The sequence below is a fragment of the Klebsiella sp. FDAARGOS_511 genome (assembly GCF_003812845.1).
In the GTDB taxonomy this organism is placed as follows: domain Bacteria; phylum Pseudomonadota; class Gammaproteobacteria; order Enterobacterales; family Enterobacteriaceae; genus Klebsiella; species Klebsiella grimontii.
In genome coordinates this window covers 90,368-115,590 of the sequence record NZ_CP033824.1, presented here as the reverse complement: position 1 = coordinate 115,590, position 25,223 = coordinate 90,368, and the positions used below count along the sequence as shown (strand labels likewise).

The 25,223-nt window shown below is 57.7% G+C and carries 22 protein-coding genes and 1 pseudogene; 16 read left to right on the top strand and 7 right to left on the bottom strand.

Translation table 11 applies throughout. The features are described from left to right. Positions 1–1,434: an aldehyde dehydrogenase gene (locus tag EGY08_RS01510; RefSeq protein WP_123828102.1), complete on the bottom strand. Its 1,434-nt coding sequence runs from the start codon at positions 1,432–1,434 to the stop codon at positions 1–3. Positions 1,435–1,703: 269 nt separating this feature from the next. On the opposite strand from EGY08_RS01510, the gene EGY08_RS01505 reads away from it, so the two are divergent. Next, on the top strand, positions 1,704–3,302 hold the full coding sequence (locus EGY08_RS01505) for an ABC transporter substrate-binding protein (RefSeq protein ID WP_123828101.1): 1,599 nt from the start codon (positions 1,704–1,706) through the stop codon (positions 3,300–3,302). Positions 3,303–3,319: 17 nt separating this feature from the next. Further along, positions 3,320–3,553, top strand: coding sequence for a YdcY family protein (locus EGY08_RS01500; RefSeq protein ID WP_004120770.1), 234 nt, complete (start codon positions 3,320–3,322; stop codon positions 3,551–3,553). 8 nt (positions 3,554–3,561) lie between these two features. On the opposite strand, the gene EGY08_RS01495 is transcribed toward EGY08_RS01500, so the two are convergent. Beyond that, complete coding sequence (locus EGY08_RS01495) at positions 3,562–4,011, bottom strand: DMT family transporter (RefSeq protein ID WP_004120768.1); 450 nt, start codon at positions 4,009–4,011, stop codon at positions 3,562–3,564. Then, a complete protein-coding gene (locus EGY08_RS01490) occupies positions 4,008–4,526 on the bottom strand; it encodes a GNAT family N-acetyltransferase (RefSeq protein ID WP_004120767.1) in 519 nt (172 codons plus the stop codon). Before EGY08_RS01490 ends, EGY08_RS01495 begins: the two co-directional genes overlap by 4 nt. A 512-nt stretch (positions 4,527–5,038) precedes the next feature. Between EGY08_RS01490 and EGY08_RS01485 the strand changes: the two genes are divergently transcribed. From EGY08_RS01485 to EGY08_RS01475, 3 genes are all read left to right on the top strand, one after another. After that, positions 5,039–6,334: a porin gene (locus EGY08_RS01485; RefSeq protein WP_049115477.1), complete on the top strand. Its 1,296-nt coding sequence runs from the start codon at positions 5,039–5,041 to the stop codon at positions 6,332–6,334. Positions 6,335–6,499: 165 nt separating this feature from the next. Further along, positions 6,500–7,075, top strand: a complete 576-nt coding sequence (locus EGY08_RS01480; protein WP_004120763.1) for a helix-turn-helix domain-containing protein — start codon at positions 6,500–6,502, stop codon at positions 7,073–7,075. A 65-nt stretch (positions 7,076–7,140) separates the two neighbouring features. Then, positions 7,141–8,178 carry an NADP-dependent oxidoreductase gene (locus tag EGY08_RS01475; RefSeq protein ID WP_123828100.1) on the top strand — a complete coding sequence of 346 codons (1,038 nt, stop codon included), beginning with the start codon at positions 7,141–7,143 and terminating at the stop codon, positions 8,176–8,178. 44 nt (positions 8,179–8,222) lie between these two features. Here EGY08_RS01475 and rihA read toward each other — a convergent pair whose 3' ends face one another. Next, positions 8,223–9,158, bottom strand: a complete 936-nt coding sequence (rihA, locus tag EGY08_RS01470; protein WP_123828099.1) for a pyrimidine-specific ribonucleoside hydrolase RihA — start codon at positions 9,156–9,158, stop codon at positions 8,223–8,225. Positions 9,159–9,451: 293 nt separating this feature from the next. Between rihA and EGY08_RS01460 the strand changes: the two genes are divergently transcribed. Continuing rightward, positions 9,452–9,751: a DUF406 domain-containing protein gene (locus EGY08_RS01460; RefSeq protein WP_087829418.1), complete on the top strand. Its 300-nt coding sequence runs from the start codon at positions 9,452–9,454 to the stop codon at positions 9,749–9,751. A gap of 73 nt (positions 9,752–9,824) precedes the next feature. Here EGY08_RS01460 and pqqU read toward each other — a convergent pair whose 3' ends face one another. Beyond that, the gene (pqqU, locus tag EGY08_RS01455; protein WP_004120753.1) at positions 9,825–11,936 is read right to left on the bottom strand and encodes a TonB-dependent receptor PqqU; all 2,112 of its coding nucleotides are present in this window, start codon (positions 11,934–11,936) and stop codon (positions 9,825–9,827) included. Positions 11,937–12,199: 263 nt separating this feature from the next. On the opposite strand from pqqU, the gene EGY08_RS01450 reads away from it, so the two are divergent. Both EGY08_RS01450 and EGY08_RS01445 read left to right on the top strand, forming a co-directional pair. Then, positions 12,200–13,261 carry a YncE family protein gene (locus EGY08_RS01450; protein ID WP_004120750.1) on the top strand — a complete coding sequence of 354 codons (1,062 nt, stop codon included), beginning with the start codon at positions 12,200–12,202 and terminating at the stop codon, positions 13,259–13,261. A gap of 171 nt (positions 13,262–13,432) precedes the next feature. After that, the gene (locus EGY08_RS01445; protein WP_123828097.1) at positions 13,433–13,654 is read left to right on the top strand and encodes a YgdI/YgdR family lipoprotein; all 222 of its coding nucleotides are present in this window, start codon (positions 13,433–13,435) and stop codon (positions 13,652–13,654) included. A 49-nt stretch (positions 13,655–13,703) separates the two neighbouring features. On the opposite strand, the gene ansP is transcribed toward EGY08_RS01445, so the two are convergent. Then, positions 13,704–15,161 (bottom strand): L-asparagine permease, encoded by a 1,458-nt coding sequence (ansP, locus tag EGY08_RS01440; protein WP_049123303.1) that lies wholly within the window; start codon positions 15,159–15,161, stop codon positions 13,704–13,706. 267 nt (positions 15,162–15,428) lie between these two features. Between ansP and EGY08_RS01435 the strand changes: the two genes are divergently transcribed. From EGY08_RS01435 to EGY08_RS01395, 8 genes and pseudogenes are all read left to right on the top strand, one after another. Beyond that, the gene (locus EGY08_RS01435; protein ID WP_004120743.1) at positions 15,429–15,968 is read left to right on the top strand and encodes an AAA family ATPase; all 540 of its coding nucleotides are present in this window, start codon (positions 15,429–15,431) and stop codon (positions 15,966–15,968) included. Positions 15,969–16,299: 331 nt separating this feature from the next. After that, positions 16,300–17,301: an LLM class flavin-dependent oxidoreductase gene (locus tag EGY08_RS01430; protein ID WP_123828096.1), complete on the top strand. Its 1,002-nt coding sequence runs from the start codon at positions 16,300–16,302 to the stop codon at positions 17,299–17,301. Continuing rightward, complete coding sequence (locus EGY08_RS01425) at positions 17,298–18,419, top strand: amidohydrolase (protein ID WP_004120739.1); 1,122 nt, start codon at positions 17,298–17,300, stop codon at positions 18,417–18,419. Before EGY08_RS01430 ends, EGY08_RS01425 begins: the two co-directional genes overlap by 4 nt. A gap of 30 nt (positions 18,420–18,449) precedes the next feature. Further along, positions 18,450–20,723, top strand: a pseudogene (locus EGY08_RS30720) (NtaA/DmoA family FMN-dependent monooxygenase). Between the two features lie 11 nt (positions 20,724–20,734). Next, positions 20,735–21,244 (top strand): GNAT family N-acetyltransferase, encoded by a 510-nt coding sequence (locus EGY08_RS01410; RefSeq protein WP_049113757.1) that lies wholly within the window; start codon positions 20,735–20,737, stop codon positions 21,242–21,244. Between the two features lie 9 nt (positions 21,245–21,253). Then, entirely contained in the window at positions 21,254–22,180 is a 927-nt protein-coding gene (locus EGY08_RS01405; RefSeq protein WP_004120726.1) for an amino acid ABC transporter permease, read from the top strand. Next, positions 22,164–22,943 (top strand): amino acid ABC transporter ATP-binding protein, encoded by a 780-nt coding sequence (locus EGY08_RS01400; protein ID WP_123828093.1) that lies wholly within the window; start codon positions 22,164–22,166, stop codon positions 22,941–22,943. Before EGY08_RS01405 ends, EGY08_RS01400 begins: the two co-directional genes overlap by 17 nt. Then, on the top strand, positions 22,940–23,833 hold the full coding sequence (locus EGY08_RS01395) for an ABC transporter substrate-binding protein (protein WP_177447571.1): 894 nt from the start codon (positions 22,940–22,942) through the stop codon (positions 23,831–23,833). The genes EGY08_RS01400 and EGY08_RS01395 overlap by 4 nt, the downstream gene beginning before the upstream one ends. A gap of 65 nt (positions 23,834–23,898) precedes the next feature. Here the strand turns inward: EGY08_RS01395 and EGY08_RS01390 are convergent, their stop codons facing one another. After that, positions 23,899–25,209 carry an MFS transporter gene (locus EGY08_RS01390; protein WP_123828092.1) on the bottom strand — a complete coding sequence of 437 codons (1,311 nt, stop codon included), beginning with the start codon at positions 25,207–25,209 and terminating at the stop codon, positions 23,899–23,901. Between the last annotated feature and the right edge of the window lie 14 nt (positions 25,210–25,223).

Sequence of the window (25,223 nt, the reverse complement as noted above, 5' to 3'; positions counted from 1 at the left end):
TTAAAACGGCAGCTCGCGCGGGAGCGTTTGCAGCGTTATCCAGCGCAGCTCGGTAAACTCCGCCACCCCCGCGCGTCCGCCAAAGCGGCCGTAGCCCGACGATTTGCAGCCGCCAAACGGCATTTGCGCCTCATCATGCACGGTGGGGCCGTTAATGTGGCAAATGCCGGTTTGCAAATTTTGCGCCAGGTTCCACGCCCGGGCGCTGTCCCGGCTGTAGATCGCCGACGAGAGGCCATATTCGCTTTCATTGGCGACGGCCAGCGCTTCGGCTTCATCCTGAACGCGAATAATCGATTTCACCGGGCCAAATGACTCCTCATGCCAGATGCGCATCTCGCGGGTTACGCCATCGAGCAGGGTGGCGCGCATCTGCGTTGAGTCCGACATGCCGCCCGCGAGGAGGCGCGAGCCTTTCGCCAGCGCGTCCTCTATTAGCGCGTTGCAGCGGGCGACGGTTCTCATCTCCACCACCGGACCGAGAAGGCTGGCGGGCAGGGCGGCGGCTCGTTTGGCCAGCAGCGCCACGAACGGTTCCGCGACGGCGGCATCGACGATGATGCGCTCGGTTGACATACAGATTTGCCCGGCATTGGCGAAGGCGCCAAAAATTGCCCCTGCCGCGGCCTGTTCGAGGTCAGCGTCATCCAGTACCAGCAGCGGCGCTTTGCCGCCCAGCTCCAGTACCGCGGGTTTCAGATGTTCACCGCAGGTGCGGGCGATTATCCGCCCCACCGGCGTCGAACCGGTGAAATTGATGCGGCGAACGGCGGGGTGGGCGATCAGAGACTCCACCAGCGCAGGCGCGTCGGCGGGGGGACAGGTCAGATAATTGACCACCCCGGCGGGAAAGCCTGCCGCTGCCAGGGCATCAATGATCAACCCCTGGGTTGCCGGTGACAGCTCCGCGCCTTTGAGAATAACCGTATTTCCACAGGCCAGCGGCGTGGCGATAGCGCGGGTCGCCAGGATCAATGGCGCATTCCACGGCGCCATGCCGAGCACGACTCCCGCGCCCTGGCGGATGCCCAGCGCCAGATTTCCCGGCACATTGGAGGGGATCACCTGTCCCTCGATTTGCGTGGTTAGCGCGGCGGCTTCACGCAGAATATCGGCGGCCAGGTGAACGTTAAAACCGGCCCAGTGCGCGGTGGCCCCCGTTTCTGCCGCCATCGCGGCAATGAACTTGGCTTCGCGGCGCAGCATCTCTTCTGCGGCTTCCAGCAGGAGGCGTCGACGCTCGGCGGGGATTGTGTCGCGCCACTGCGGGAACGCCGCACCCGCGGCATCGGCGCAGCGGCGAGCGTCTGCCAGGCTGGCTGCGCTGGCAACGGAGGCGGTCTCTTGCGTCAGCGGATTATTGCGGGTAAAGGTGGCGCGGCCTTCGGCATCATGCCACTGGCCGTTAGTGTACAGGCTGCAGGTTATGGTCATTGTTATCTTCTCCTGACGTTACGATTTGCCGAGTTTACCGAGTGGTGCGGGTGCGCGATGCCGGCCGGGCGGTTATCGCCCGCTTTTTTCGTAACCTTCCGTACGCTTCACATTTATTGCTGGATTCAATGACGTCAAATGAGCGGATGTAGAATTTATCGGCGAAAATGCGGTTTTTAGCATAACCTGATAGCAATTGATTATTTGCCGGTTGAATTCTCCTGTGCTGTTATTAAAGCACTTATAACAAATTCATAAGGCTTATAACCATGTCTACAGGGAAAACGCTGCTTGCGCTGGCGTTGAGCGCACTCTTTCCGGCGGCCAGCGCCTGGGCGGCGGGCAACGATACGCTGGTCTACTGCTCCGAAGCTTCACCGGAATCTTTCAACCCGCAGATTGCCAGCTCGGGCCCGTCGTTCGTCGCCAGTTCCCAGGTGCTTTATAACCGCCTGATAAACTTCGATCCGGTGAAAAACACGCCAATTCCTTCGCTGGCGACCGAATGGAGCGTCTCGCCGGACGGCAAAACCTGGACTTTCACCCTGCGCAAGGGCGTGCAGTTCAACAGCAACAAATTCTTTAAGCCTACCCGCGATTTCAACGCCGATGACGTGCTGTTCTCGGTGCTGCGGCAGAAAGATGCCAACCATCCGTACCATAATGTTTCCCAGGGACATTACGAATACTTTCACGACGTTGGGCTGGATAAGCTGATCAAAGAGGTTAAAAAGGTCGATGATTACCACGTCCAGTTTGTGCTGAGCGAACCCAACGCAGCGTTCCTCGCCGACTGGGGCATGGATTTTGCGTCGATACTCTCTGCCGAATATGCCGATGCGATGCTGAAAAAAGGGACCCCGGAGTATGTTGATACCTGGCCTGTCGGCACCGGACCTTACGCGCTACAACAATATAAAGCGGATTCGCAGATCCGCTATATCGCCAATCCGCACTACTGGGACGGCGAGGTACCAACCAAACACCTGATCTTCTCGATCACGCCGAACGTTGAGACGCGACTGGCGAAGCTGCAAACCAATGAGTGCCAGATTATTCCCGCGCCATCGCCGGTACAGTTCCCGGTGATTAAGGGCAATAAAGATCTGGCGTTGCATTCGGTAGAAGCGCTCAACGTTGGTTATCTGGCGTTCAATACCGAGAAAAAACCGTTTGATAATGTCCTGGTGCGCCAGGCGCTGAACTACGCGACCGACAAGCAGGCGATCGTAAAAGCGGTGTTCCTCGACTCCGGCAGCGTCGCGAAATCACCGATCCCCGCCAATATGCTTGGCTATAAGAAAGATCTACCGGACTACGACTACAATCCGCAAAAAGCGAAAGACCTGCTCAAGCAGGCCGGACTGGAGAAGGGGGCCGAAGTGACCCTGTGGTCGATGCCGGTGCAGCGTCCCTATAACCCTAATTCGCGCCGTATTGCTGAGATGATCCAGAATGACTGGAGCAAGGTCGGGATTAAAGCCAAAATCGTCACCTATGAGTGGGGGGAATATCTCGCCGGAATGCGTAAAGGCGAGCACGACAGCGCGCTGTTTGGCTGGATGTCCGATAACGGCGATCCGGATAACTTCGCCGGCACCCTGTTAAGCTGCGATAACATCAAAACCGGCTCTAACGTCGCCCGCTGGTGCGATAAGTCCTACGATGCGCTGGTGAAAAAGGCTATCCTGGTCAGCGATCCTGAGGCGCGCGCTAAGCTATACGGCGAGGCGCAGACGATTTTTCAGCAGCAGGCCCCCTGGATCACCCTGGCGACCGGGAAGACCTTCTACGCGACGCGCAGCAACGTCAGCGGCTACAGCGTGAGCCTGATGGGCAGCGATTTTTCCAAAGTTAAACTCAACTAAGCCGCAAGGAGAAAAACATGTCGCATCTGGATGAGGTCGTCGCCCGCGTGGACGCCGCGATTGCCGAAAGCGTCATTACCCACATGAATGAACTGCTGATCGCGCTGAGCGATGACGCGGAGCTGGGACGGGAAGAGCGCTACGTTCAGCAGCAGCGTTTGCGGACTGCCATCGCCCACCATGGCCGCCAGCAGCACGAGGAGCAGGAGGCGCGCCGCGAGCAGCTGACCCGCGGCGGCGAAATTCACTAGCTTAGCGGCTAGAACTGGCGTCTGGCCACCAGCCAGGCGCCGACCACCAGCATCACCGCGCCGCAGAGCGGGCCAATCAGCGCGCGAAGCGGGACGTGGTGCGCGCGAATCAGATCCATCACTAACCCCCCCACCAGCTGGCTGGCAATCAACACCGCAATGGTGGTTGCCGCTCCGACGTTCTGATAACCGCTGATGCTGGCAAAGACGAAGAACGAGCCCAGCAGGCCGGGAATGAGCGTCCACCACTTTACGCTAATCGCCAGCTCCTGAAACCCCGCCGCGCCGTGCTTAAGCAGCAATATGGTCACGAAAATCACGATGCCGACCAGCGAGTTAAGCAGCATGGCGATCAGGATAGTCGATGCGGACTGGGTAATGCGCACCATCAGCGTATTTTGCAGTACCAGTCCGACGCCGGCGGCCACTAAACAGGCGAGGGTCAGGGTTTGATTCATGCGCTGCCGTCCGGATCGCGGCGATCGTCAAGCTGCAGCTGCATAAAGGTCAGATCCAGCCAGCGACCAAATTTGGTGCCTACCTGCGGCATTTGCCCGGTGGTGATAAAGCCCAGGGTATCATGCAGATGCAGTGAAGCCTGATTTTGCGCCTCGATACCGGCAACCATAACATGCTTATTTAACCGTTTCGCCTCGGCGATGAGGGCGACCAGCAGGCTGCGGCCCAGCCCTTTACCCTGATGATCGGGGTGAACATAGACGGAATGCTCGACGGTATGGCGAAAGCCGTCAAAGGCGCGCCAGTCGCCGAAGGAGGAGTAACCGGTAATCACGCCGTTTTCTTCGCTGACCAGCACCGGATAGCCGACGAGCTGTCGGGCCTCAAACCAGGCAATACGGTTGTCGGTATCGACGGTCTTGTCGTTCCAGATAGCGGCGGTATGCAGTACCGCATGGTTGTAGATTTCAGCGATTGCCGCGCAATCGTCTTTGCTGGCATGGCGGATGGTCATGGTAACCCTCAAGGTTTGTACACTATAGTAGTACGATATTATTACAATAATGTACGCAAGGCTGTCATCTGTTTTAGGCAGAAATTTTCTCCTCGGCTGAGCGGCGTCGGAGGATACGAGGATTGCGTCGCCGGGTCCGGCGGCAAAATCATCACTCACATCGATAATTTTTAATTCGATAATTCATTAAATATATTGCTATTAATTTGCCGTAACATTCCACATTTTTATTTACCGCTATTATTGTTTAATGACATCTGGCAATGGTGCCAGTAATAATGTAACTCCATGATTTTATTAATAATAGTGTGATTCGTTGTGATGGCATTCCTTTTTTGCATTTCAGCCAATAGAAATAACCTAATCCTCGCGGATATATTGTGATTAATCAGAGTACGCGGGTCGCTATTTAATATAGCGCGCTGCTCTGTTGGTTTTTATATAACCATATTCTACTCACAATATTGTGCGTATTTATACGCACGGAATAAATTTGCTAAAAGGGTGAAGCGATGGCGCAGACACAAAATATGAAAAAATTCATGCCTTCAGTACTGGCAATATCCATCGGTACGCTATTCGCGAATAGCGCAATGGCGGCGGAACCCTCTGCGCTACAGGCTGCGCCGGCTTATACCGCAACGCAGACCAAAGGGGAGACGCTGTGGAGTAATGACGATACGGCAATCGGTATTTTAGGATCCGTACGTTTAATGGCCAAAACGGATTCTGCTCATACTCAGGAACATAATATACAGAATAATGACTCGCGGCTGGGGATTGCCCTGCGCCATAATTTTGACCTGAATGGCCTGAGTAATTATGCCGTCGGTTATTATGAGACCGGTGTTCATGGTTTAGATTCCGCCACCGATGATCAGGGCAACGATGTCTATACGCGGCAGGCGTATGCCGGTATTGGTAACGATCAATATGGCGTCGTGACCTTCGGCAAACAATACGCCCCTACCGACTGGGGACTGGGTATTGATACGACTTATGCCTGGGGCGGTAAAGCGAAACATGATACCGCCGGGATGTCGACGGATATAATTAATTCTGCGGCGATCTACTATTACAGTGATAAAAATATGACTGTTGGCGTCATGGGACAAGGCAATGACAACGTCGACAGCATCGGGTTTGCTTCCTATGGCGATGGCCCCAACCTGCACGACGCCTACCGCGATGGGTCAGCCACCGTTCACGGCGGAGCGGCGGTTGCCGCGCAGTACCGTTGGGATAACGGCTTTTCCGTCTCCAGCGCGGTGGCGTATAACAATTACACGGTAAATAGCGGTTCAGTCAGCGGCTGCCAGAATTTTGGCCCGAATGGCCACTGTTTTAATTACACCGATAATAACGGCGATGCCTATGACGGCAATACTTATAGCATGGGCATGAACGCGAAATATACGACAAGCGTTGGCGATCATGCCTGGTATAACGGCGCGGAAGTGACTTATTACCTCAATAAAGTGAATGATGTTAACGCGGCGACCAGCGGCCATTACGAACATAATAACCCGCAGGGTGATGACCAGGAAACGGTTCTCGGTCTGGAATATGACTCACAGTTTAAAATCACCCCGGCCTGGGGCGTGTACGTTGATTTTAACTGGTCGCAGGGCGGCGATGCGATGGAGGGACAGCACTTCCAGTCGACGGTATTGGGTACCGATTACTGGCTCGGCGCAAACGCGGTCACTTATCTTGAATATGGCTACGAAAAAGCCTGGGGCAACGATAATGAAGCGTGGAATATTGACGACCATCTTGGCGCAGTGGGTCTGCGCGTCTTTATCTAAGCGGGATAATTTCTTTTCATTTATTGCCGTAATGCTGTTCAAATTAACGGATTGAATGACTCTCTGTGTTTGCCCGGCCAATGATACGCCGGGCTTTTTCATCTTCATTTCCGACGCCGGGCGTCTGGTTGTGCAAACAGGCGGGCTACACTATAGTGTCACGCTATGAATACTATAGAAGACAACCTTAACCAGCGCATCAGCGCACGTATCCGAATCGAGCGGGAATCTCGCGGTTGGTCGCTGAACGAACTGGCGGAGCGGGCGGGGGCGTCGCGGGCGATGATCCACAAGATCGAGCGCGGCGAAAGCAGCCCGACGGCATCGATGCTGGGACGGTTATCCGGCGCCTTCGGCATGAGTATGTCGACGCTGATCGCCAGGGCGGAGATGCAGGAAGGCAAGCTGCTGCGCTTTGCGCATCAGCCGGTGTGGCGCGATCCGCAGAGCCACTATCTGCGGCGCCACGTTTCGCCGCGCAGCGACCTGCCAATCGATCTGGTGCAGGTGGAGCTTCCGGCCGGCAGCGATGTGCCAATGCCTGCGTCATCCTACGCCCAGGCCCGGCAGCTGATCTGGCTACAGCAGGGCGAGCTGGTGTTTATCGAAGGCAATGCGCGCCACGAGATGCAGGCGGGGGACTGCCTGGAGCTCGGGCCGCCTAACGACTGCCGCTTTATTAATGAAACCGCGCTGCCCTGCGTCTATCTGGTCGTCCGACTCAATCAATCTGCCTCATAATGTCAATGCGCGCTGCCGGGAAAGCAGCTAGCCTCAATACAGACTTGTCAAAAGAGGAGTGTGTTATGGCTTTCAATCCGCAACGCCACCGCCGCTGGCTGCTGGCATCGCGTCCGCACGGCGAGCCAACCGGGGAGAACTTCCGCCTGGAAGAGGGCGAGGTCGCGTCTCCTGGGCCGGGGCAGCTGTTGCTGCGCACCGTCTTTCTGTCATTGGATCCCTATATGCGCGGGCGGATGAGCGACGCGCCTTCCTATTCGCCGCCGGTCGCCATTGGCGCGGTGATGGTTGGCGGCACCGTGAGCCGCGTGGTGACATCGAACCATGCCGATTTTCAGCCCGGCGACTGGGTGCTGGGCTACGGCGGCTGGCAGGATTATGAACTTTCCGACGGCAGCGGGCTGGTGAAGTTAGGCGACAGCCCTGGACACCCTTCGTGGGCGCTGGGGATCCTCGGTATGCCGGGCTTTACCGCCTATATGGGGCTGCTCGATATCGGCCAGCCAAAAGCGGGCGAGACGCTGGTGGTCGCCGCCGCCACCGGGCCGGTTGGCGCAACGGTCGGACAGATAGCGAAGCTAAAAGGCTGCCGTACGGTAGGCATTGCGGGCGGCAGCGAGAAGTGCCGCTATGCCGTAGAGACGCTGGGTTTCGACGTCTGTATCGATCACCGCGCGCCCGATTTTGCCGTTAAGCTGTTAGAAGCCTGCCCGCAGGGCATCGATATCTACTATGAGAACGTCGGCGGCAAAGTATTCGATGAAGTGCTGCCGCTGTTGAACACCTCGGCCCGCGTGCCGGTTTGCGGCCTGGTCAGCGGCTACAACGCCACCGCGCTACCCGACGGCCCGGATCGCTTGCCGCTGCTGATGGCGACGATCCTCAAAAAACGCATCCGTATGCAGGGCTTTATTATCGGCCAGGATTATGGTCACCGGATTGCCGAGTTCCAGCAGGAGATGGGGCGCTGGGTGCAGGCAGGGAAAATCAAATACCGCGAGCAGGTTGTTGACGGCCTGGAGAACGCACCGCAGGCGCTCATCGGTCTGCTGAAGGGCGAGAATTTCGGTAAAGTGGTGGTTCGCGTCTCTCCGGATGAGTAATCGCTTTCCCGGCAGGCGCCGCGCCCGCCGGGTTTTATGATGATTTACGCGTAAAACGCCAGCCGATCGGCCAGCAGGTCAACAAACGCCTGGCGATCGACATCGAGCATCACCGTTGCGTTCGGCTGCTTACCGGTCAGATTGTAAAAATCGACGACCGTCATCCCCTGGGTATATTTCCCCTGCGTTTCCACGCCGACCCAGCGTTCAACGGTGGTAAACATCTCCGGCTTCAGCAACCAGGCAATGGTGCACGGGTCGTGCAACGGCGCGCCGACAAAGCCCCATTTCTCATCCTTATGGTACTCAAGGAAGAAGTCGAGCAGTTCGGCGACGATGGTGGATATCGGGTTGCCGATACGGCGGAAACGCTCGATATCCTCAACGTGGATTTGCGCTTTATGGGTGACGTCTAACCCAGCCATCACCACCGGAATACCGGACTGGAAAACGATCTCCGCGGCTTCAGGGTCGACGTAGATATTAAACTCGACTGCCGGCTGCCAGTTCCCCAGCACCATTGCGCCGCCCATTATCACAATACGGTCGATTTTGGCATGCAGTTCCGGATGGCTGTTGAGTAACATGGCGACGTTGGTTTGCGGGCCGGTGGCAACGATCGTAACCGGTTCGGCGCTGTCGCGCAGGATATTAGCCATCAGCTCGACGGCGGTGCAGCTTTGCGCGGCAAAGCCCGGCTCCGGCAGCGCCGGGCCGTCAAGACCGCTCTCGCCATGCACGTTGTCGGCGATAATCAGCTCCCGCATCAGTGGCTTAAGCGCGCCGCCGGCTACCGGGATATCCGGGCGTTTAAGCAGGGTGAGCATGCGCAGTACGTTACGCAGGGTTTTGTCCGGGGTCTGGTTTCCCGCGGAGGACGTCACGGCTTTAACATCAAGTTCGGGTGAGGCGAGGGCGAGAACGAGGGCAATCGCGTCATCATGACCCGGATCGCAATCGATAATTACTGGCAGTGCCATGGCAGCTCCTTGTTGGCGTTGTTTTGTGACAAGGGTAACGCCGTAAAGCGACATAAACGAGGCTCAACGCAGGATAGTGTGATGACGTGCACGATTGAGCGCCGACATCGCGCGACGCTTAGCCAACATAGCTGGTTGATCTGTGCGCAATCAGGAGGTAGCCATGCGGTGGCGCAAGAAGTCGCTTCCCGTGGAGGCCTATAATGATAAAACGACGCAACCATACGAATATTACTGGTTTGCTTTCCGTCAGCGGATTCTTATTCTAAAGAAAACTCCAGGAGATAATTGCAATGAAAGATGTTGTAGATAAATGCAGTACCAAAGGCTGTGCCATCGACGTAGGCTCGATTATTGATAATGAGGACTGCGTCTGGCGGGTTGAGAAAAACTTCGCCAGCCGCGAAGAGGCTGAGTCCACCATCGCGGCGGTCCGCGAACGTGCCCTTGCCGCCGCCCCCGCCAGCGAGCCGCCGCAGGTCGACTATACCATCGTGCCCGCCGGTGATGAGGCAAAGCTTGAGGCTTCGATTGCCTTCTCCTGCCAGGCGGAAAAGATCATTTTCGAATTGTCGTTAAGAAACGTTATTTAACGTCAGTGAGCGCCCACGGCTCAGCCTCAACAGGATCCTGCGCGCGATCCCGTTGAGGTGCCGTGATCAAGCGTTACTCAAACCGCCATGCCAGGTTTAGCCCGATACCGTAGTTACGGCCCGGCGCCGGTTCGTAGTAGCGGCCGTTGGATTCATTCACGATAACCGAGCCCGCGTAGCTGCGGTCGAACAAGTTATCTACCCGGCCAAACAGATCCATATCCATCTTGCCGTAGCTCCATTTATAGCCGGTCGTCAGGCCGACCACCGTCCAGGACGGCGCTTTGGCCGTGTTCTCATCGTTAGCCATAATATCGCTCATATAGCGAATATCGCTGCCCGCGTACCAGCCTTTCTCGGGCTGATAGCCGAAGGAAGCGTAGCCCATATTGCGGGCAATCCCCGGAATACGATTGCCTTTACAGCTGGTATCGTCACAGACGTTGGTGCGATAGGTCGCATCCAGCCAGGTCCAGGCCGCTTTTAAACGCCAGCTCTCGCCGAACTGCTGATCCAGCCCCAGCTCCATCCCCTGACGGCGCGTTTTACCGGCGTTTTTATAGCTGGTGCGCCCGCCGCTGCTGGCGTCGACGACAATCTCATTGTCGGTATCGGTCTGGAACAGCGCAGCGGTCAACAGGCCGTTGCCGATTCGCGCTTTGCTGCCAACTTCAACGGTTTCGTTGGTGGAAGGCTGCAGGCCAAAGTTCAGCCCGCCCTGGTCGCCGGAGCGATAGGAAAGCTCATTGATGGTCGGCGTTTCGAAACCGCGGCCGGCGGAGATGTAGACGTTCCAGGCATCGGTTACCGCGTATTTCAGCGAGCCCGCCGGCAGCCATTTATGATAGCTGGCCTCGCCGCTGTCATCGCCGTTACCCGGCGTAACGTAATAATCGTTGGAATCGAACCACACCGAGCTGTAGCGCACGCCGGCGTCAAGAGAGAGTTTCTCGGTGAGCTGCCACTGGGTTTGCAAATAGGGGTCAACGTTCCACATCAAATTGCGTTCGTTGCGGCGCAGGTCGCCCTTTTCACCGTACTGCGGCACGCCGTTGCTCATGACAAAGTTTTCATAACCCTTACGGCGCTCGGTCATGGTTTCATAATCAAGTCCGGTGGTAAAAGTGACCGGCACCAGCAGCTCGCCGCGATGGGTCCAGCGGGTATCAATCCCCTGATAGTGACGCGTCAGGTCAATCACGCCGCCAGCATGGGTGGGTTTGAGCTGCGGAGCGCGAGGAATCGACTGATATTGCGTGGTTTCACGCTCGCCGGCGTACATCATCACGCTCAGATCGTCCTGCTCGCTCAGTTGGCGCTCGTAGCGCAAACCGGCCTGGGTCTGTTTAATGGTTTTGCGAGTATTGTACTGATCGCCTCTTGGCGACTGGCGGGGATTATTTTGCCATTCGTCATAGCTCAGGCCGCCCGCGTCATTGGCTTTAATATCCACGCTATTAAACAGCAGGGTCAGTTTGCTGTCGTCATTAATACGTACGCCGAGCTTCGCGTTGGCGAGATTCTTACGCGCGCCGCTATGATCGCGGGAGCCGTGGGTAGTGAAGCGGTTGGTGGAAACCACATAGTCGACGTCGCCCGCATGGCTGCCGTCGCCGACCGCGCCGGTCGCTTTCATACCGTAATGCCAGGTACCGAAGCTGCCGTAGTAGCTGCTGGCTTCGATAGTGGGCGGCTGGCTGCCGGTCTGGGTGGTGGCGTTAATCACCCCGCCGGAGGAGTTGCCGTAGAGGGCGGAAAAAGGTCCACGCAGTACTTCGAGCGAATCGAGGCTGCCAATATCAATATTCGAGGTTTGTCCCTGGCCATCGGGCATGGTAGCCGGAATGCCGTCGACGTATATGCGCAGCCCGCGTACGCCGTAGGTGGAGCGGGAGCCGAAGCCGCGAATCGAAAGCTGCAGATCTTGCGCATAGTTCTGACGGTTTTGCACCTGTAGCCCCGGTACCGCGCCCAGCGACTCGGAAAGATTGACCCGCGGCGCGGCCTGGCGCATCTCGTCGCCGTTAACCACGCTTACGGCGGCGGGAGTATCGAGTTCAGAAACCGCCGACGGTGCGGCGGTAACCACCATGGTCTGTTCAGCGGCGTGGGCAGTTGGCGCTGAGGATATAAGCGGCAGAAGCAGTGCGGGGAGCGCGGCGGCGCGCACGGAAAGGATTTTCATCAAAGTTACTCGCAAAACGAACCAAACGGAACATATGTATATATGTTAACTCTTTTGTAAATTTTTTGAAAAGACTTAACAGGATTTGAGTTAACAAATAGCAAGAATTGCGTGATGCCGGATGGACTAAACGCAATTAACTCTCCACATTGCGATAAATAATGATTACTATTCGCATTACAAAGAGTAGCGCAAAGCCATGATTTTGCGCCCCGGAAGCACTGTCGAGCAGGCACATATTCGTTTTATCAAAGGGAGTCGTCATGTCATTACGTCATCTGTCCGCGCCGCGTCTGCGCCGTTCACTGTTATTAACTTCATTACTGCTGGCGGGGAGCTTCAGCGCCCACGCGGCGGAAGAAATGCTGCGCAAAGCTGTTGGTAAAGGCGCGTACGAAATGGCCTATAGCCAGCAGGAGAATGCGCTGTGGGTGGCGACTTCGCAAAGCCGTTCGCTGGACAAGGGCGGTATTGTTTACCGTCTCGATCCGACGACGCTGGAAGTGACGCAGATTATTCATAACGATCTAAAACCGTTCGGCGCGACGATCAACAACGCTACCCAGACCCTGTGGTTTGGCAACACCACCGACAGCAGCGTGACGGCAATTGATGCAAAAACCGGCAAGGTGAAAGGGCGTCTGGTGCTCGATCCCCGTCAGCGCAGCGAAACCGTGCGCCCGCTAGCCCCGCGCGAACTGGCAGTTAACGAGAAAACCAATACTGTCTACATCACCGGGCTGGGTAAAGAGAGCGTGATCTGGGTGGTGGACGGCGACAAGCTGACGCTGAAAGACACTATTGCCAATACCGGCGCGATGGCGACGGGCCTGGCGGTGGATGCGGAAGCGAACCGTATCTACACCACCAACGCCGATGGCGAACTGGTGACCATCGACAGCGCCAGCAATAAGATCCTGACGCGTAAGAAACTGCAGGATGACGGCAAAGAGCACTTCTACCTCAACCTGAGCCTCGATACCGCTGGTCACCGGGCTTTTATCACCGATGGCAAACAGCCGGAAGTGCTGGTGGTCGATATTCGCGATGGTAAAGTGCTGGAGAAAATCGCCGCGCCGGAATCTCTGGCCGTGCTGTTTAACCCGACCCGCAACGAAGCCTACGTGACCCACCGTAAAGCCGGCGAAGTGAGCGTGATCGATGGTAAGACCTACAAAGTGGTCAAGACCTTTAAAACCCCGACTCACCCGAACAGCCTGACCCTCTCCGCCGATGGCAAAACGCTGTACGTCAGCGTGAAGCAGGAATCGACACGCCAGAAAGAGGCCACCCAGCCGGATGACGTTATTCGCATCGCACTGTGATCCTGACGGGAGGGGGGTAACCCCTCCTGAAAGTCTGTCCGCCGGCGGCGGCCGGCGCCTTCAGCGATATCACCCTCTGTTACAAACACTTATTAGCCTGATAAATATAATGGCTATAAACTGACGTCTTTCCTGCGCAAGCGGGACGGTGGCATTAATCCTGGAGAAAAGATGAAAAAATCATTTATGGTCGTTTGTGCCGGCGCGATGCTGGCCCTTCTGGCGGGCTGTAGCTCAAACTATGTGATGACGACGAAAAGCGGGCAGACTATCGTGACGCAGGGCAAGCCGCAGCTGGATAAGGATACCGGCATGACCAGCTATACCGATGAGTCAGGCAATAAGCGCCAGATTAACAGCCGCGACGTCGCTCAGCTGGTGGAAGATAATTAAGTTGTGAAGTTGCGGTTTGCCCGGTGGGGCAAACCGCAAAAGGAACGGGTTACGGTTTTTCAATATTCGGCGCGGTGCTGTGAATATCATGCACGCGCTTACGTACGCCAAACCAGCCGGCAACCAGCAGTACGGCGATCAGCGGAATCGAACCGATGGTATAGGTTCCATTCGGATAGTCGAAAGCCATTAATACCAACACGCTCAGCAGGAACAGCAGGGTCAGCCAGGAGGTAAAGGGCGCTCCCGGCATCTTGAAGCTGACGTCCGCCGCTTTGCCTTCCTTAATCGCCTTACGCAGGCGCATCTGGCACACCACAATAAAGCCCCACGAAGCGATAATCCCCAGCGAAGCGACGTTCAGGACAATCTCAAACACCTGCGAAGGCACCAGATAGTTGAGGAACACCCCAACGACATACACCGCCAGCGTCGCCAGAATCCCGGCGTAGGGCACGTGGTGGCGGCTCATTTTCGACATAAACTTCGGCGCGGAACCGCCCATCGACATGGAGCGCAGAATACGCCCGGTGCAGTAGAGGCCGGAGTTGAGGCTGGAGAGCGCGGCGGTTAACACCACGATATTCATCACGCTGCCGATATACGGCACGCCCAGCTTCGAGAAGAAGGTGACGAACGGGCTCTGCCCGGCCTGATAGGCATTCCACGGCAGCAGCAGCACCAGCAGCAATACCGAGCCAACGTAGAACAGACCAATACGCCAGATAACGCTGTTAATAGCGCGCGGCACCATGGTCTGCGGATCTTTACACTCGCCAGCGGCGGTACCCACTAGTTCGATAGAGGCGAAGGCGAACACCACCCCCTGTACCAGTACCAGCGCCGGCAGCAGGCCATGCGGGAACAGGCCGCCGTTATCGGTAATCAGGTGGAAACCGGTGGCATTGCCATCCAGCGGCTTGCCGGTGCCAAGAAAAATAGTCCCGACCACCAGAAACGCCACGATCGCCAGAACTTTCACCAGCGCGAACCAGAACTCCATTTCGGCGAACCATTTCACGCCGATCATGTTCATGGTGCCGACAATCGCCAGCGCGCCGAGGGCGAAGACCCACTGCGGGACGTCGCCGAACGCGCCCCAGTAGTGCATATACAGCGCCACGGCGGTGATATCGACGATCCCGGTCATCGCCCAGTTGACAAAGTACATCCAGCCCGCCACGTAAGCCGCTTTTTCACCGAGGAACTCGCGGGCGTAGGAGACGAAGCTGCCGCTCGAAGGGCGATGAAGCACCAGTTCGCCCAGCGCGCGTAGGATAAAAAACGAAAAGAGGCCGCAGACCAGATAAACCAGCGCCAGGGCCGGTCCGGCCATCTGCAGGCGCGCGCCCGCGCCGAGAAACAGGCCGGTACCGATGGCGCCGCCGATGGCAATCATCTGTACCTGACGGTTGCCCATCGCCTTGTGGTAGCCGGACTCATGCGAATTCAGCCAATGGCGTTTGGCAGCGTGCTGCTCCGCCACGCTAGAGTGTTTTGTATTCATTGATGTCGCTATTTTCCTGTCAAAGTCCATGAGTGGTTCGTGCTGCTGGCTCTCTCATCATTCTGAGGAATGAGATAAGCGAGCATGGCGGAGAATCCTACACGTATCGGAAAATGGACGCACGTAAAAGATTTACGGACCGCACTTGCTTAAATATCAATGAGATCGCCGCGTTCTGCGGGGGGATAATCACCTGGAAATTTCGCTGATCGATTTTGCCCAACGTGCGCTATTATTTTCAGCCCGCTTTTTGCCCGAGAGACCACGATGAAAATCAACGTAGTAGGGACCAGCGGCGTCGGCAAATCTACCCTCGCGCGTCGGCTGGCTCAGGAACTGTCGCTGCCTTATATCGAAATGGATGTGCTCTACTGGCTGCCCGAATGGCAAGGTACGCCGGACGATGAGTTTTACGCCAAACTTGCCACCGCGCTCGCCGCGCCCGGCTGGGTGCTGGACGGTAACTATAACCGCAGCCGCCCGGTAAAATGGCGCGACGTGGATCTGGTGGTGTGGGTGGACTACAGTTTCTGGCGCACGATTCGCCAGGCCGTCTGGCGCGCGGCTTCACGCGCAAGCCGGCGCCAGGAGCTGTGGCCCGGCACTGGCAACTGCGAAACCTTCCGCCGCTCTTTCTTTAGCCGGGACTCCATTATTTTGTGGACGCTGAAAACCTGGCGCAACAATCGCCGGCGCTATCTGGCGGATATGCGCGATCCCCAGTATCAACACATTCGCTTTGTGCGTCTGCGCAACCAGCGGCAGACCGAGGCGCTGGTGCGCGAGCTTCGGCAAAATAGCCGATAATCCCCCGGCTCGCGCTGCGCTTAGCCGGGCTACCGGACCGTAGGTTGCCGGTAACCCGTAGCCCGGGTAAGGCGTTTACGCTGCAACCCGGGGAATATGCCGTGACGTGGCATTACTGCGGCTTCTTCCCGGCTTTGCGCTGCGCTTAGCCGGGCTACCGGGCCACAGATTGCTGATAATCCGTAGCCCGGACAGATGCGCAGCATCGCCTCCGGGGCAGTTTCCTCGCCGCATATCTAATTTCCGGCAGAGCAAATGTAAATAAATTGTTTCTCACTGACCGCAGCCGCTTTTAATAATGCAGACATGTTAATTCACATGAGCCTGCGAAATGTCTTATCGAATCAGTATCCTGGATAAAAGCCCGCTGGCAGCCGGAGAAACGGCCGCCCAGGCGCTGGCGCGTACATTAACGCTCGCGCAACAGGCGGAAGCCTGGGGCTATCATCGCTTCTGGATAGCCGAACACCACAATACCGAGCAGCTTGCCAGCCCGTCGCCGGAACTGGCGATCGCCTGGATCCTCGGCCAGACCCGCCGGATTCGTGTCGGTTCCGGCGGCGTCATGCTCCAGCACTACAGCCCGTACAAAGTGGCGGAAAACTTCAATATGTTGGCCTCCCTCGCGCCGGGCCGCATCGACCTCGGCGTGGGCAAAGCCCCCGGCGGCCTGCCGCTCTCCACCCGCGCGCTGCAGCAGGGGCTTAATCCCCAGCAAAAAGGGAGTTTTGCCGACCAGCTGGCGCAACTCGATAACTGGCTGTCGTTGACCGAAACCGACGGGGAAGAGAGCGTCCGCGCAACCCCGATCCCGCCGCGCCGCGCTGACGGCTTTCTCCTCGGTGCCAGCCTGGAAAGCGCGCAGCTGGCGGCGCAGCTGGACTGGAACTTCGTCTTCGCCGCCCATCTCAACGGCGATAAGCATCTGCTGCGCGAGGTGTTAACCCGCTGGCGCGAACTGAGCCGTCGAGACGCGATTATTGCCGTCCAGGTCATCGTGGCCGACGATTCTGCCACCGCAGCCGATCTGGCAAACGGCGTGGAAGTATGGGGCGTTGAGCTGGAAAACGGCCAGCGGGTAACCGTCGGCAGCGAAGCTCAGGCGGCCGCGTTTGCCCGCCAGGCGGGTAGCAGGCCGACGCGCATCGCCCGGCGGGAATCGGCGGTGCTATTCGGTACCCCGGAGCAGGTGAAAGCGCAGCTGGATGCCCTGCAGTCGGCGTTGAACATCGACGAATTTATAATCGACACGCCTATTAGCGACGGCGCGGCACGTCTGAACTCCCTGCGTTTGTTGGCTCAGGCGCATTTGAGCGCGGAGGTGCAGCCATGAGTCTTTCCGAACAGCTAATACGCTGGCGGCGCGAACTGCACCAGTACCCGGAACTTTCGCTGCAGGAGGTCGACACCACGGCACGTATTCGCGACTGGCTGCAGAGCGGCGGCATCAGCCTGCTGCCTTATGAACTGAAAACTGGCGCGGTGGCCGAAGTGGGCAGCGGCGATAAGGTGATAGCCCTGCGTGCCGATATCGATGCGCTACCTATCGAAGAGGCGGCCAGCGTGCCGTTTCGCTCGCTGAATGCCGGCGTGATGCACGCCTGCGGGCATGATATTCATACCAGCGTGATCCTTGGCGCAGCCTTACTGCTGAAACAACGCGAAGCGCAGCTTGCAGGACGCGTCCGCATTCTGTTCCAGCCAGCGGAAGAGAGTTTCGGCGGCGCGAAAACCCTGATTCGCGCCGGGGTTCTGGAGGGGGTTTCCGCCATTTTTGGTATGCATAATGAACCGGGCCTGCCTGTAGGCGAGTTCGCTACTCGCGGCGGCGCGTTTTACGCCAACGTCGACCGCTTTGTCTTCAAGGTGACCGGTAAAGGCGCACATGCCGCCCGGCCTCATGAAGGGAAGGACGCCATTCTGCTGGCTAGCCAACTGGTGACCCTGCTGCAAAGCGTCGCCAGCCGCGAAGTGAATACCCTCGATTCCGTGGTGCTTAGCGTGACGCGGATTCAGGGCGGTAATACCTGGAATGTCCTGCCGGAAAGCGTCGAACTGGAGGGGACGTTGCGCACCCACAGCAGCGAAGTCCAGCAGCGGGTAAAGGCGCGGGTGAGCGAAATCGCCGCCGGGTTCGCCAGCGCTTTCGGCGCGCAGATCGATGTGTTCTGGTATGCCGGGCCGACCGCGCTGGTCAATGATGAGCGCTGGGCGACATTCGCCAGCGACGTGGCCGATAAGTCCGGCTACCGCACGCATCATGCGGATCTCCATCTCGGTGGCGAAGATTTTGCCGTTTATCTCCAGCATATACCCGGCGCTTTCGTCAGCATCGGTAGCGCCAGCGAGTTTGGTCTTCACCATCCGGCGTTTAACCCGGATGAGCGGTTGATCGCGCCGGCGGCGCACTATTTTGCCGATCTGGCAGAGCAGGCATTAAAAGAACTTTAATTATTCAGGGTCATAGACTAAGGATTAACGATGTCTGAACAACGGCAACTGCGTATTGGCACTATATTACATGGCGCATCGGGAAATATGTCGGCATGGCGCCATCCGGCCGCGCTGGCGGACGCCAGTATTAACTTTGAGTTCGTTAAGCAGACGGCGTTAAAAGCGGAAGAGGGCAAGCTCGATTTTATTTTTGTCGCCGACGGCTTATATATTAATGAAAAATCGATCCCGCATTTTTTAAATCGTTTTGAACCGCTCACCGTATTATCCACCCTGGCGGCAGTAACTTCGCGTCTGGGCCTGGTCGGCACCCTATCGACCTCCTACAGCGAACCCTTTACCACTGCCCGCCAGTTTGCCAGCCTCGATCATCTGAGCGGCGGGCGCGCGGGCTGGAATGTGGTCACCTCGCCGCTGGAGGGCTCGGCGAAAAACTTCTCCCGCGCGCAGCATCCGGACCATGCGCTGCGCTACCGCATCGCCGATGAATATCTGCAGGTTGTCAAAGGTCTGTGGGACTCCTGGGAGCAGGACGCGTTTATTCGTAATAAAGAGAGCGGCCAGTTCTTTGATAAAAATAAGCTGCATACCCTTAATCATCACGGCGATTTCTTTAAAGTAGCCGGTCCGCTAAATATTGCCCGCACCCCGCAGGGGCGACCGATTATCTTTCAGGCGGGTGCATCCGATGACGGCAAAAAATTAGCCGCGAGCCACGCCGACGCTATTTTTACCCATCAGGAATCTCTGGCGGAAGCCCAGGCCTTTTATCGCGACGTCAAAAGCCAGCTGGAAGCGCATGGCCGCCGGGACAACGAACTGCATATTTTCCAGGGCGTCAGCGTCATCGTTGGCGACAGCGCCGAGGATGTAGAGCAGCAATACCAGACCACCGCCGCGCTGGTATCGATTGACGACGCGCTCAATTATCTTGGCCGCTATTTTGAGCATCACGACTTTGCCCAGTATCCGCTGGATGAGGCGTTCCCGGATATCGGCGATCTCGGGCAGAACAGCTTTCGCAGCACCACCGATGAGATAAAACGCAACGCCCGCGAACGCGGCCTGACGCTGCGCCAGGTGGCGCTGGAGGCGGCCAGCCCGCGACCGCGTTTCTCTGGCACCGCCGAAGAAGTGGCCGATGGTTTGCAGCTGTGGTTTGAACAGCGCGCGGCGGACGGTTTTATTATCCAGGGCGGCACGCCGGACACCTTCCCGCGCTTTGTGGATCAGGTCGTGCCCATTCTTCAGCAGCGCGGATTATTCCGCCAGGAATATCCCGGCGCCACGCTGCGCGAAAGCTTAGGGCTGGCAGAGCCCGTCAATCAATTCCAAAAACAACAATAGAGAAAACCCGCTATGCAGAAAACGCAGAAAAAATCGCTACTCCTGGCGCTTGCGCTGGCAGTTAGCGCCTCATCCTGGGCGCAGAACGTCACGATCAACGGCACCGGCGTGAGCCTTGAAGCTAATAAAACGCCGATTCATACGGCGAAAAACCCGCAGGCTATCGCGCAGCTGCCCAAAGATCTTCACCTGGCGGTGCCGGGCAAACTGACCGTCGCGGTCGCCGCACTGAACTCGCCGCCGCTGACCGTGTTTTCCGACGATAACAAAACCCTGCTCGGCAGCGAAGTGGACATCGCCCGCCTGGTGGCCGACAGCCTTGGGCTTGAGCTGAACGTGGTACCGACCTCATGGGAAGACTGGCCGCTCGGCGTCGCCTCCGGCAAATATGATGCGGCGGTCAGCAATATCACCGTAACCAAAGAGCGCAAAGAGAAGTTTGACTTCGCCACCTACCGCAAAGATTCACTGGGTTTCTACGTCAAGAGCAGCAGTCCGCTGAGCAAAATTGAAAAAGCGGAGGATATCGCCGGGCTGCGGATTATCGTCGGCTCCGGTACCAATCAGGAAGCCATTCTGCTGGCGTGGAATGCCGAGAACGTCAAGAAGGGGCTGAAGCCGTTTACCCCGGTTTATACCAAAGATGACGCCGCCCAGACCCTGGCGCTGCAGTCCGGGCGCGCCGACGCCTTCTTCGGCCCCAACGTGATCGGCGCGTGGAAAGCGGCGCTGACGGGTAAAACGAAGCTGGTGGGCAGCGTTGACGGCGGCTGGCCGAAGGCGGCGCATATTGCCGTGACGGTGAAAAAAGGCAGCGGCCTGGTTGAACCGGTACAGACGGCGCTGAACGGCGCTATCCGCAGCGGCGACTACGCGAAGGTGCTGAACCGCTGGGGAGAAGGCGTGGAGAGCATCCCGCAATCGGAAATTAACCCGGCCGGACTCGGCGACTAACAGGAGGCATGATGAGCGATCTATTCCGCGATGTCTCTCCGGAAGCGCCGGAGCTGCAGCCGATTATTGAGAGCCTGTTCGGCGAGTACGCCGCGCGCTACGGCGATTACTTTTCCCGCGATGCCGAAGTCGAGCTGACCGAGTGGTATCTGGCGCCGCAGGGGCTATTTATCGTGCTGGAGCGCGAGGGCGAAATTATCGCCACCGGCGCGTACAAACCGAAAGACGCCCATACGGCGGAAATCAAACGTATCTGGACCCATCGTCGTCTGCGCCAGCAGGGGCTGGCGGCGAAAGTGGTGCAGGAGCTGGAGCGTCGGGCGCTGCTTGCCGGCTACAGCCATATCTATTTGACCACCGGTTTTCGGCAGCCGGAAGCGGTGCGGCTCTACCTCAGCCAGGGCTACGAGGCTCAGTTTGACCTCAGCCGCGATCCGGAAGAGTACAGCCTGCCGCCGTTCGATGGCCGACTGCGCTTTACGAAAGCGCTGGCGGTCAGCGCGCTAAGCCAGAGCGCTTAAGGAGTCAATATGCATACCCCGGAAACGATTAAGGTTGTTCCCGCACGCTATCCGCTGCGGGCGGTCGGCGCGGCGCTGGCGCTGCTGGCGCTGGCGGTGGTGATTCAGTCCGTCGCCTTTAACCCGCGCTGGGAGTGGGGCGTTTTTGCCCGCTGGTTCTTTGACCCGGTGATCCTCGAGGGCCTCGGGCAGACGCTGCTGCTGACCCTGCTGGCGACGGCGCTGAGCGTGATTCTCGGCGGTCTGCTGGCGCTGGCCCGCCTCTCCAGCTCATGGTTGCTGAGCAGTTTGGCCTGGGGCTATATCTGGTTGTTCCGCTCGCTGCCGCTGATCGTGGTGCTGATTATTCTCTACAACTTCTCTTATCTCTACGACAGGTTATCGATCGGTATCCCGTTCACCGGCATTAGCTGGGCCAGCTTTGAGACCATCAACGTGCTGGGGCAGTTTTCCACCGCCGTTGTCGGGCTGACACTCGTGCAAAGCGCCTATACCGCCGAAATTATCCGCGGTGGCTTCCTTGGCGTCGATCACGGTCAGTATGAAGCGGCGGCGGCGCTGGGGCTTCCGGCCAGCCGTCGTACCCTGCGCATTATCCTGCCGCAGGCGCTGCGCACCATTTTACCGGCGGGCTTTAACGAAATTATCAGCCTCGCCAAGGGGACGGCGATGGTTTACGTGCTGGCGATGCCGGAGCTGTTTTACACCATCCAGATGATCTACAACCGCACCCAGGAAGTCATTCCGCTGCTGATGGTCGGCGCCGCCTGGTATCTGGTGATCACCAGCGTGCTGTCGTTGATTCAGTATCTGGTCGAACGCGGCCTCGCCCGCAGCGAACGCCGCTCGGCGGTCAATACCGCCCGCAGCAGTCGTCGCGCTGAACCCGTTCGCCGCCCACAACCGCAGGAGCCTGCCCATGTCCCACTCTCGTAACGGTCATATCTCCATTACCGGCGTCAGCAAATACTTTGGCCGGCATAAAGCGCTGGATGATGTGTCGCTGGAAATCGAACCCGGCACGGTAACGGTGATCCTCGGGCCGTCCGGCTCGGGAAAATCGACGCTGCTGCGGGCAATTAACCACCTGGAGCGCGTCGATGAAGGCTTTATCCAGATCGATGGTGACTATATCGGCTATCGCCGCAAAGGCGACAAGCTGTACGAACTGAAAGAGAAAGAGATCCTCCGCCAGCGGGTCAACGTCGGCTACGTATTTCAGAACTTCAATCTGTTCCCGCATCTGACGGTGCTGGAAAACCTGATTGAAGCGCCCATCGCCCACAAACAGGCGACCCGCAAAGAGGCTATCGCGCGGGCGTATGACCTGCTGGACGTGGTCGGACTGCGCAACAAAGCCGATGCCTGGTCGCGACACCTGTCCGGGGGACAGCAGCAGCGCATCGCCATTGCCCGGGCGCTGGCGCTGAACCCGCGGGTGATTTTGTTTGATGAACCGACCTCCGCGCTTGATCCTGAGCTGGTGGGGGAAGTGCTGGATGTGATTAAAAAGCTGGCGCACTCCGGCACTACCCTGGTGGTGGTGACCCATGAAATCGGCTTTGCGAAAGAGGTGGCGGATCGGGTGGTGTTTATGGTCGACGGCAAAATTGTCGAGCAGGGCAGCAGCGACGCCGTGCTGAACCACCCGCAGCACCCGCGGACACGGCAGTTCTTATCGAGGGTATTAGCGGCATGAGAAACGGACTTTTGGCCCTGACATTATTGTCTTTATCCGCGGCATCGCAGGCGGCTATCGACCTGCGCGCCAACGAGCAGCCGCTGCCGGTGATCCGCGATGAGCAGGCGATCGCGAAGATCCCAACAAATTACGCTTTCGTCGAGCCGGGCACCTTAACGGTGGCGATTTCGGCGCTCAACTCGCCGCCGCTGGCGCTGTTGGCCAGCGATAACCGCACGCGTATTGGCAGCGACCCGGATATCGCCCGGCTGCTGGCCGGCAGCCTCGGGCTGAAGCTGAAGCTGGTGCCCACCGCCTGGGAGGACTGGCCGCTGGGGGTGACTTCCGGTCGCTACGATGTGGCGCTGGTCAATATTGCGGTGACCGAGCAGCGAAAAGAGAAGTTTGATTTTGCGACCTATCGCGTCGATTCGCTGGCCTTTTCCGTGAAATCGACCAGTGATATTGCCAGCGTCAACGGACCGGCGGATCTCGCGGGTAAAAAGGTGATCGTCGGTTCCGGGACCAATCAGGAGCGGATTTTGCTCGGCTGGAACGCCGAAAATGAAGCCGCCGGGCGTCAACCGGCGCTGCCGGTCTACCTGACCGATGACGCTTCGGGCAACCTCTATATTCAGTCCGGGCGCGCGGATGTGTTCTTTGGGCCGCAGTCGGTGGCAGCCTATAAAGCGGCGCTCAGCGGCAAAACCAAAGTCGTCGGCCTGGGGCCGAAAAAAGCGTACGTTGCCACGACGACCAAAAAGGGTAACGGCCTGGTGGTGGCGCTGCAGGCGGCGCTGAATGGCGCGATTGCTCGCGGGGAATACCAGAAGGTGCTGGCGCGCTGGGGCGAGCAGGGCGAAGAGGTGACGCAATCGACGGTGAACCCGCCGGGGATCACCTACTAAAAAACCGCTGTTTCGCAGGAGTGTGATGCGAAACAGCGGGGGCGAATCCTCGCCAGGGTGTTAAATCAGGCGGCGCGCGGGGTCAGCGTTAAACGATCCAGCGGCCCGACGATAAACAGATAAGAGAACAGGCCCAGTACGCCCATGGAGCCGACGTACAGGATGGCGTAATCAAACGAGTGGGTGTCGGCGATGATCACGCCGATGACCAGCGGCGTGATAATACTCGCCAGGTTGCCGCACATGTTGAACACGCCGCCGGCAATACCGAGCATTTCCTTCGGCGAGGTGTCGCTCAGCACGCACCAGCCGAGGTTACCGAAACCTTTAGCAAAGAAGGCCACGCTCATGGCGGCGATCACCACCACTTCCGAGGTAGTGTAGTTGGCGACAACAATCACGCAGGAGAGCAGCATGCCGCAGATCACCGGCAGCTTGCGGGCGGTCGTCAGGCTGTAGCCGCGTTTCAATAGCCAGTCCGAGAACACGCCGCCGAGCAGGCCGCCGATAAATCCGGCAATGGCCGGGATACTGGCGACAAAGCCGACTTTCAGGATCGACATACCTTTGGCCTGGTAAAGATAGGTGGGAAACCACGTCAGGAAGAACCAGGTAATAGACGTCACGCAGAACTGGCCGATATAAACCCCGATCATCATGCGATTGACGCAGACGCTTTTAATCTGCGCGAGGGTTAATTTCTGCTGCGTTTTTTTCGTGCCTAATTCCGGCTCGCCGCCGCCTTCACGAATATAGTCGAGCTCCTGCTGATTAATATTCGGGTGGTTAGACGGGTCTTTCACTTTTGCCAGCCAGAATATCCCGAGTACGACCCCGATAGCGCCAATATAATAAAATACGTAATGCCAGCTTAAATTATGCAGAATAATGGTCATCAGCGGCGTAATAATCCCCAAAGAGATATACTGCGCGGCCTGATAGACCGAGGTGACGAATCCGCGCTCTTTATTGGGAAACCATTGCACGCTCAGACGGCTGTTGGCGGGGAAGGCTGGGGCTTCAATCGCCCCCATCATCAGGCGCAGAATAACCAGCGCTACCAGCGGGCTGGCGAACAGATAGATGGTGCCCTGGAACATAGTGACGATCGACCAACCAATGAGCGCGCAGCCGTAGACCAGCCGCGAACCATATTTATCCAGCAGCCAGCCGCCGGGTATTTGCATAATGACGTAGGAGATACCAAAAACAGAAAAGGCCAGCCCCATTGCCTCGGGATCAAAGCCTAGCTCTTTGCTCATAATAGGCGCGACGACGGACAGCGTTGCCCGGTCGGCGTAATTAAATACGGTAGCCAGAAATAAAAACAGTAATATACTGTAACGCACGTTGCTGCGTTTTAATTGCTGTTGCATTTTAATCAACTCCT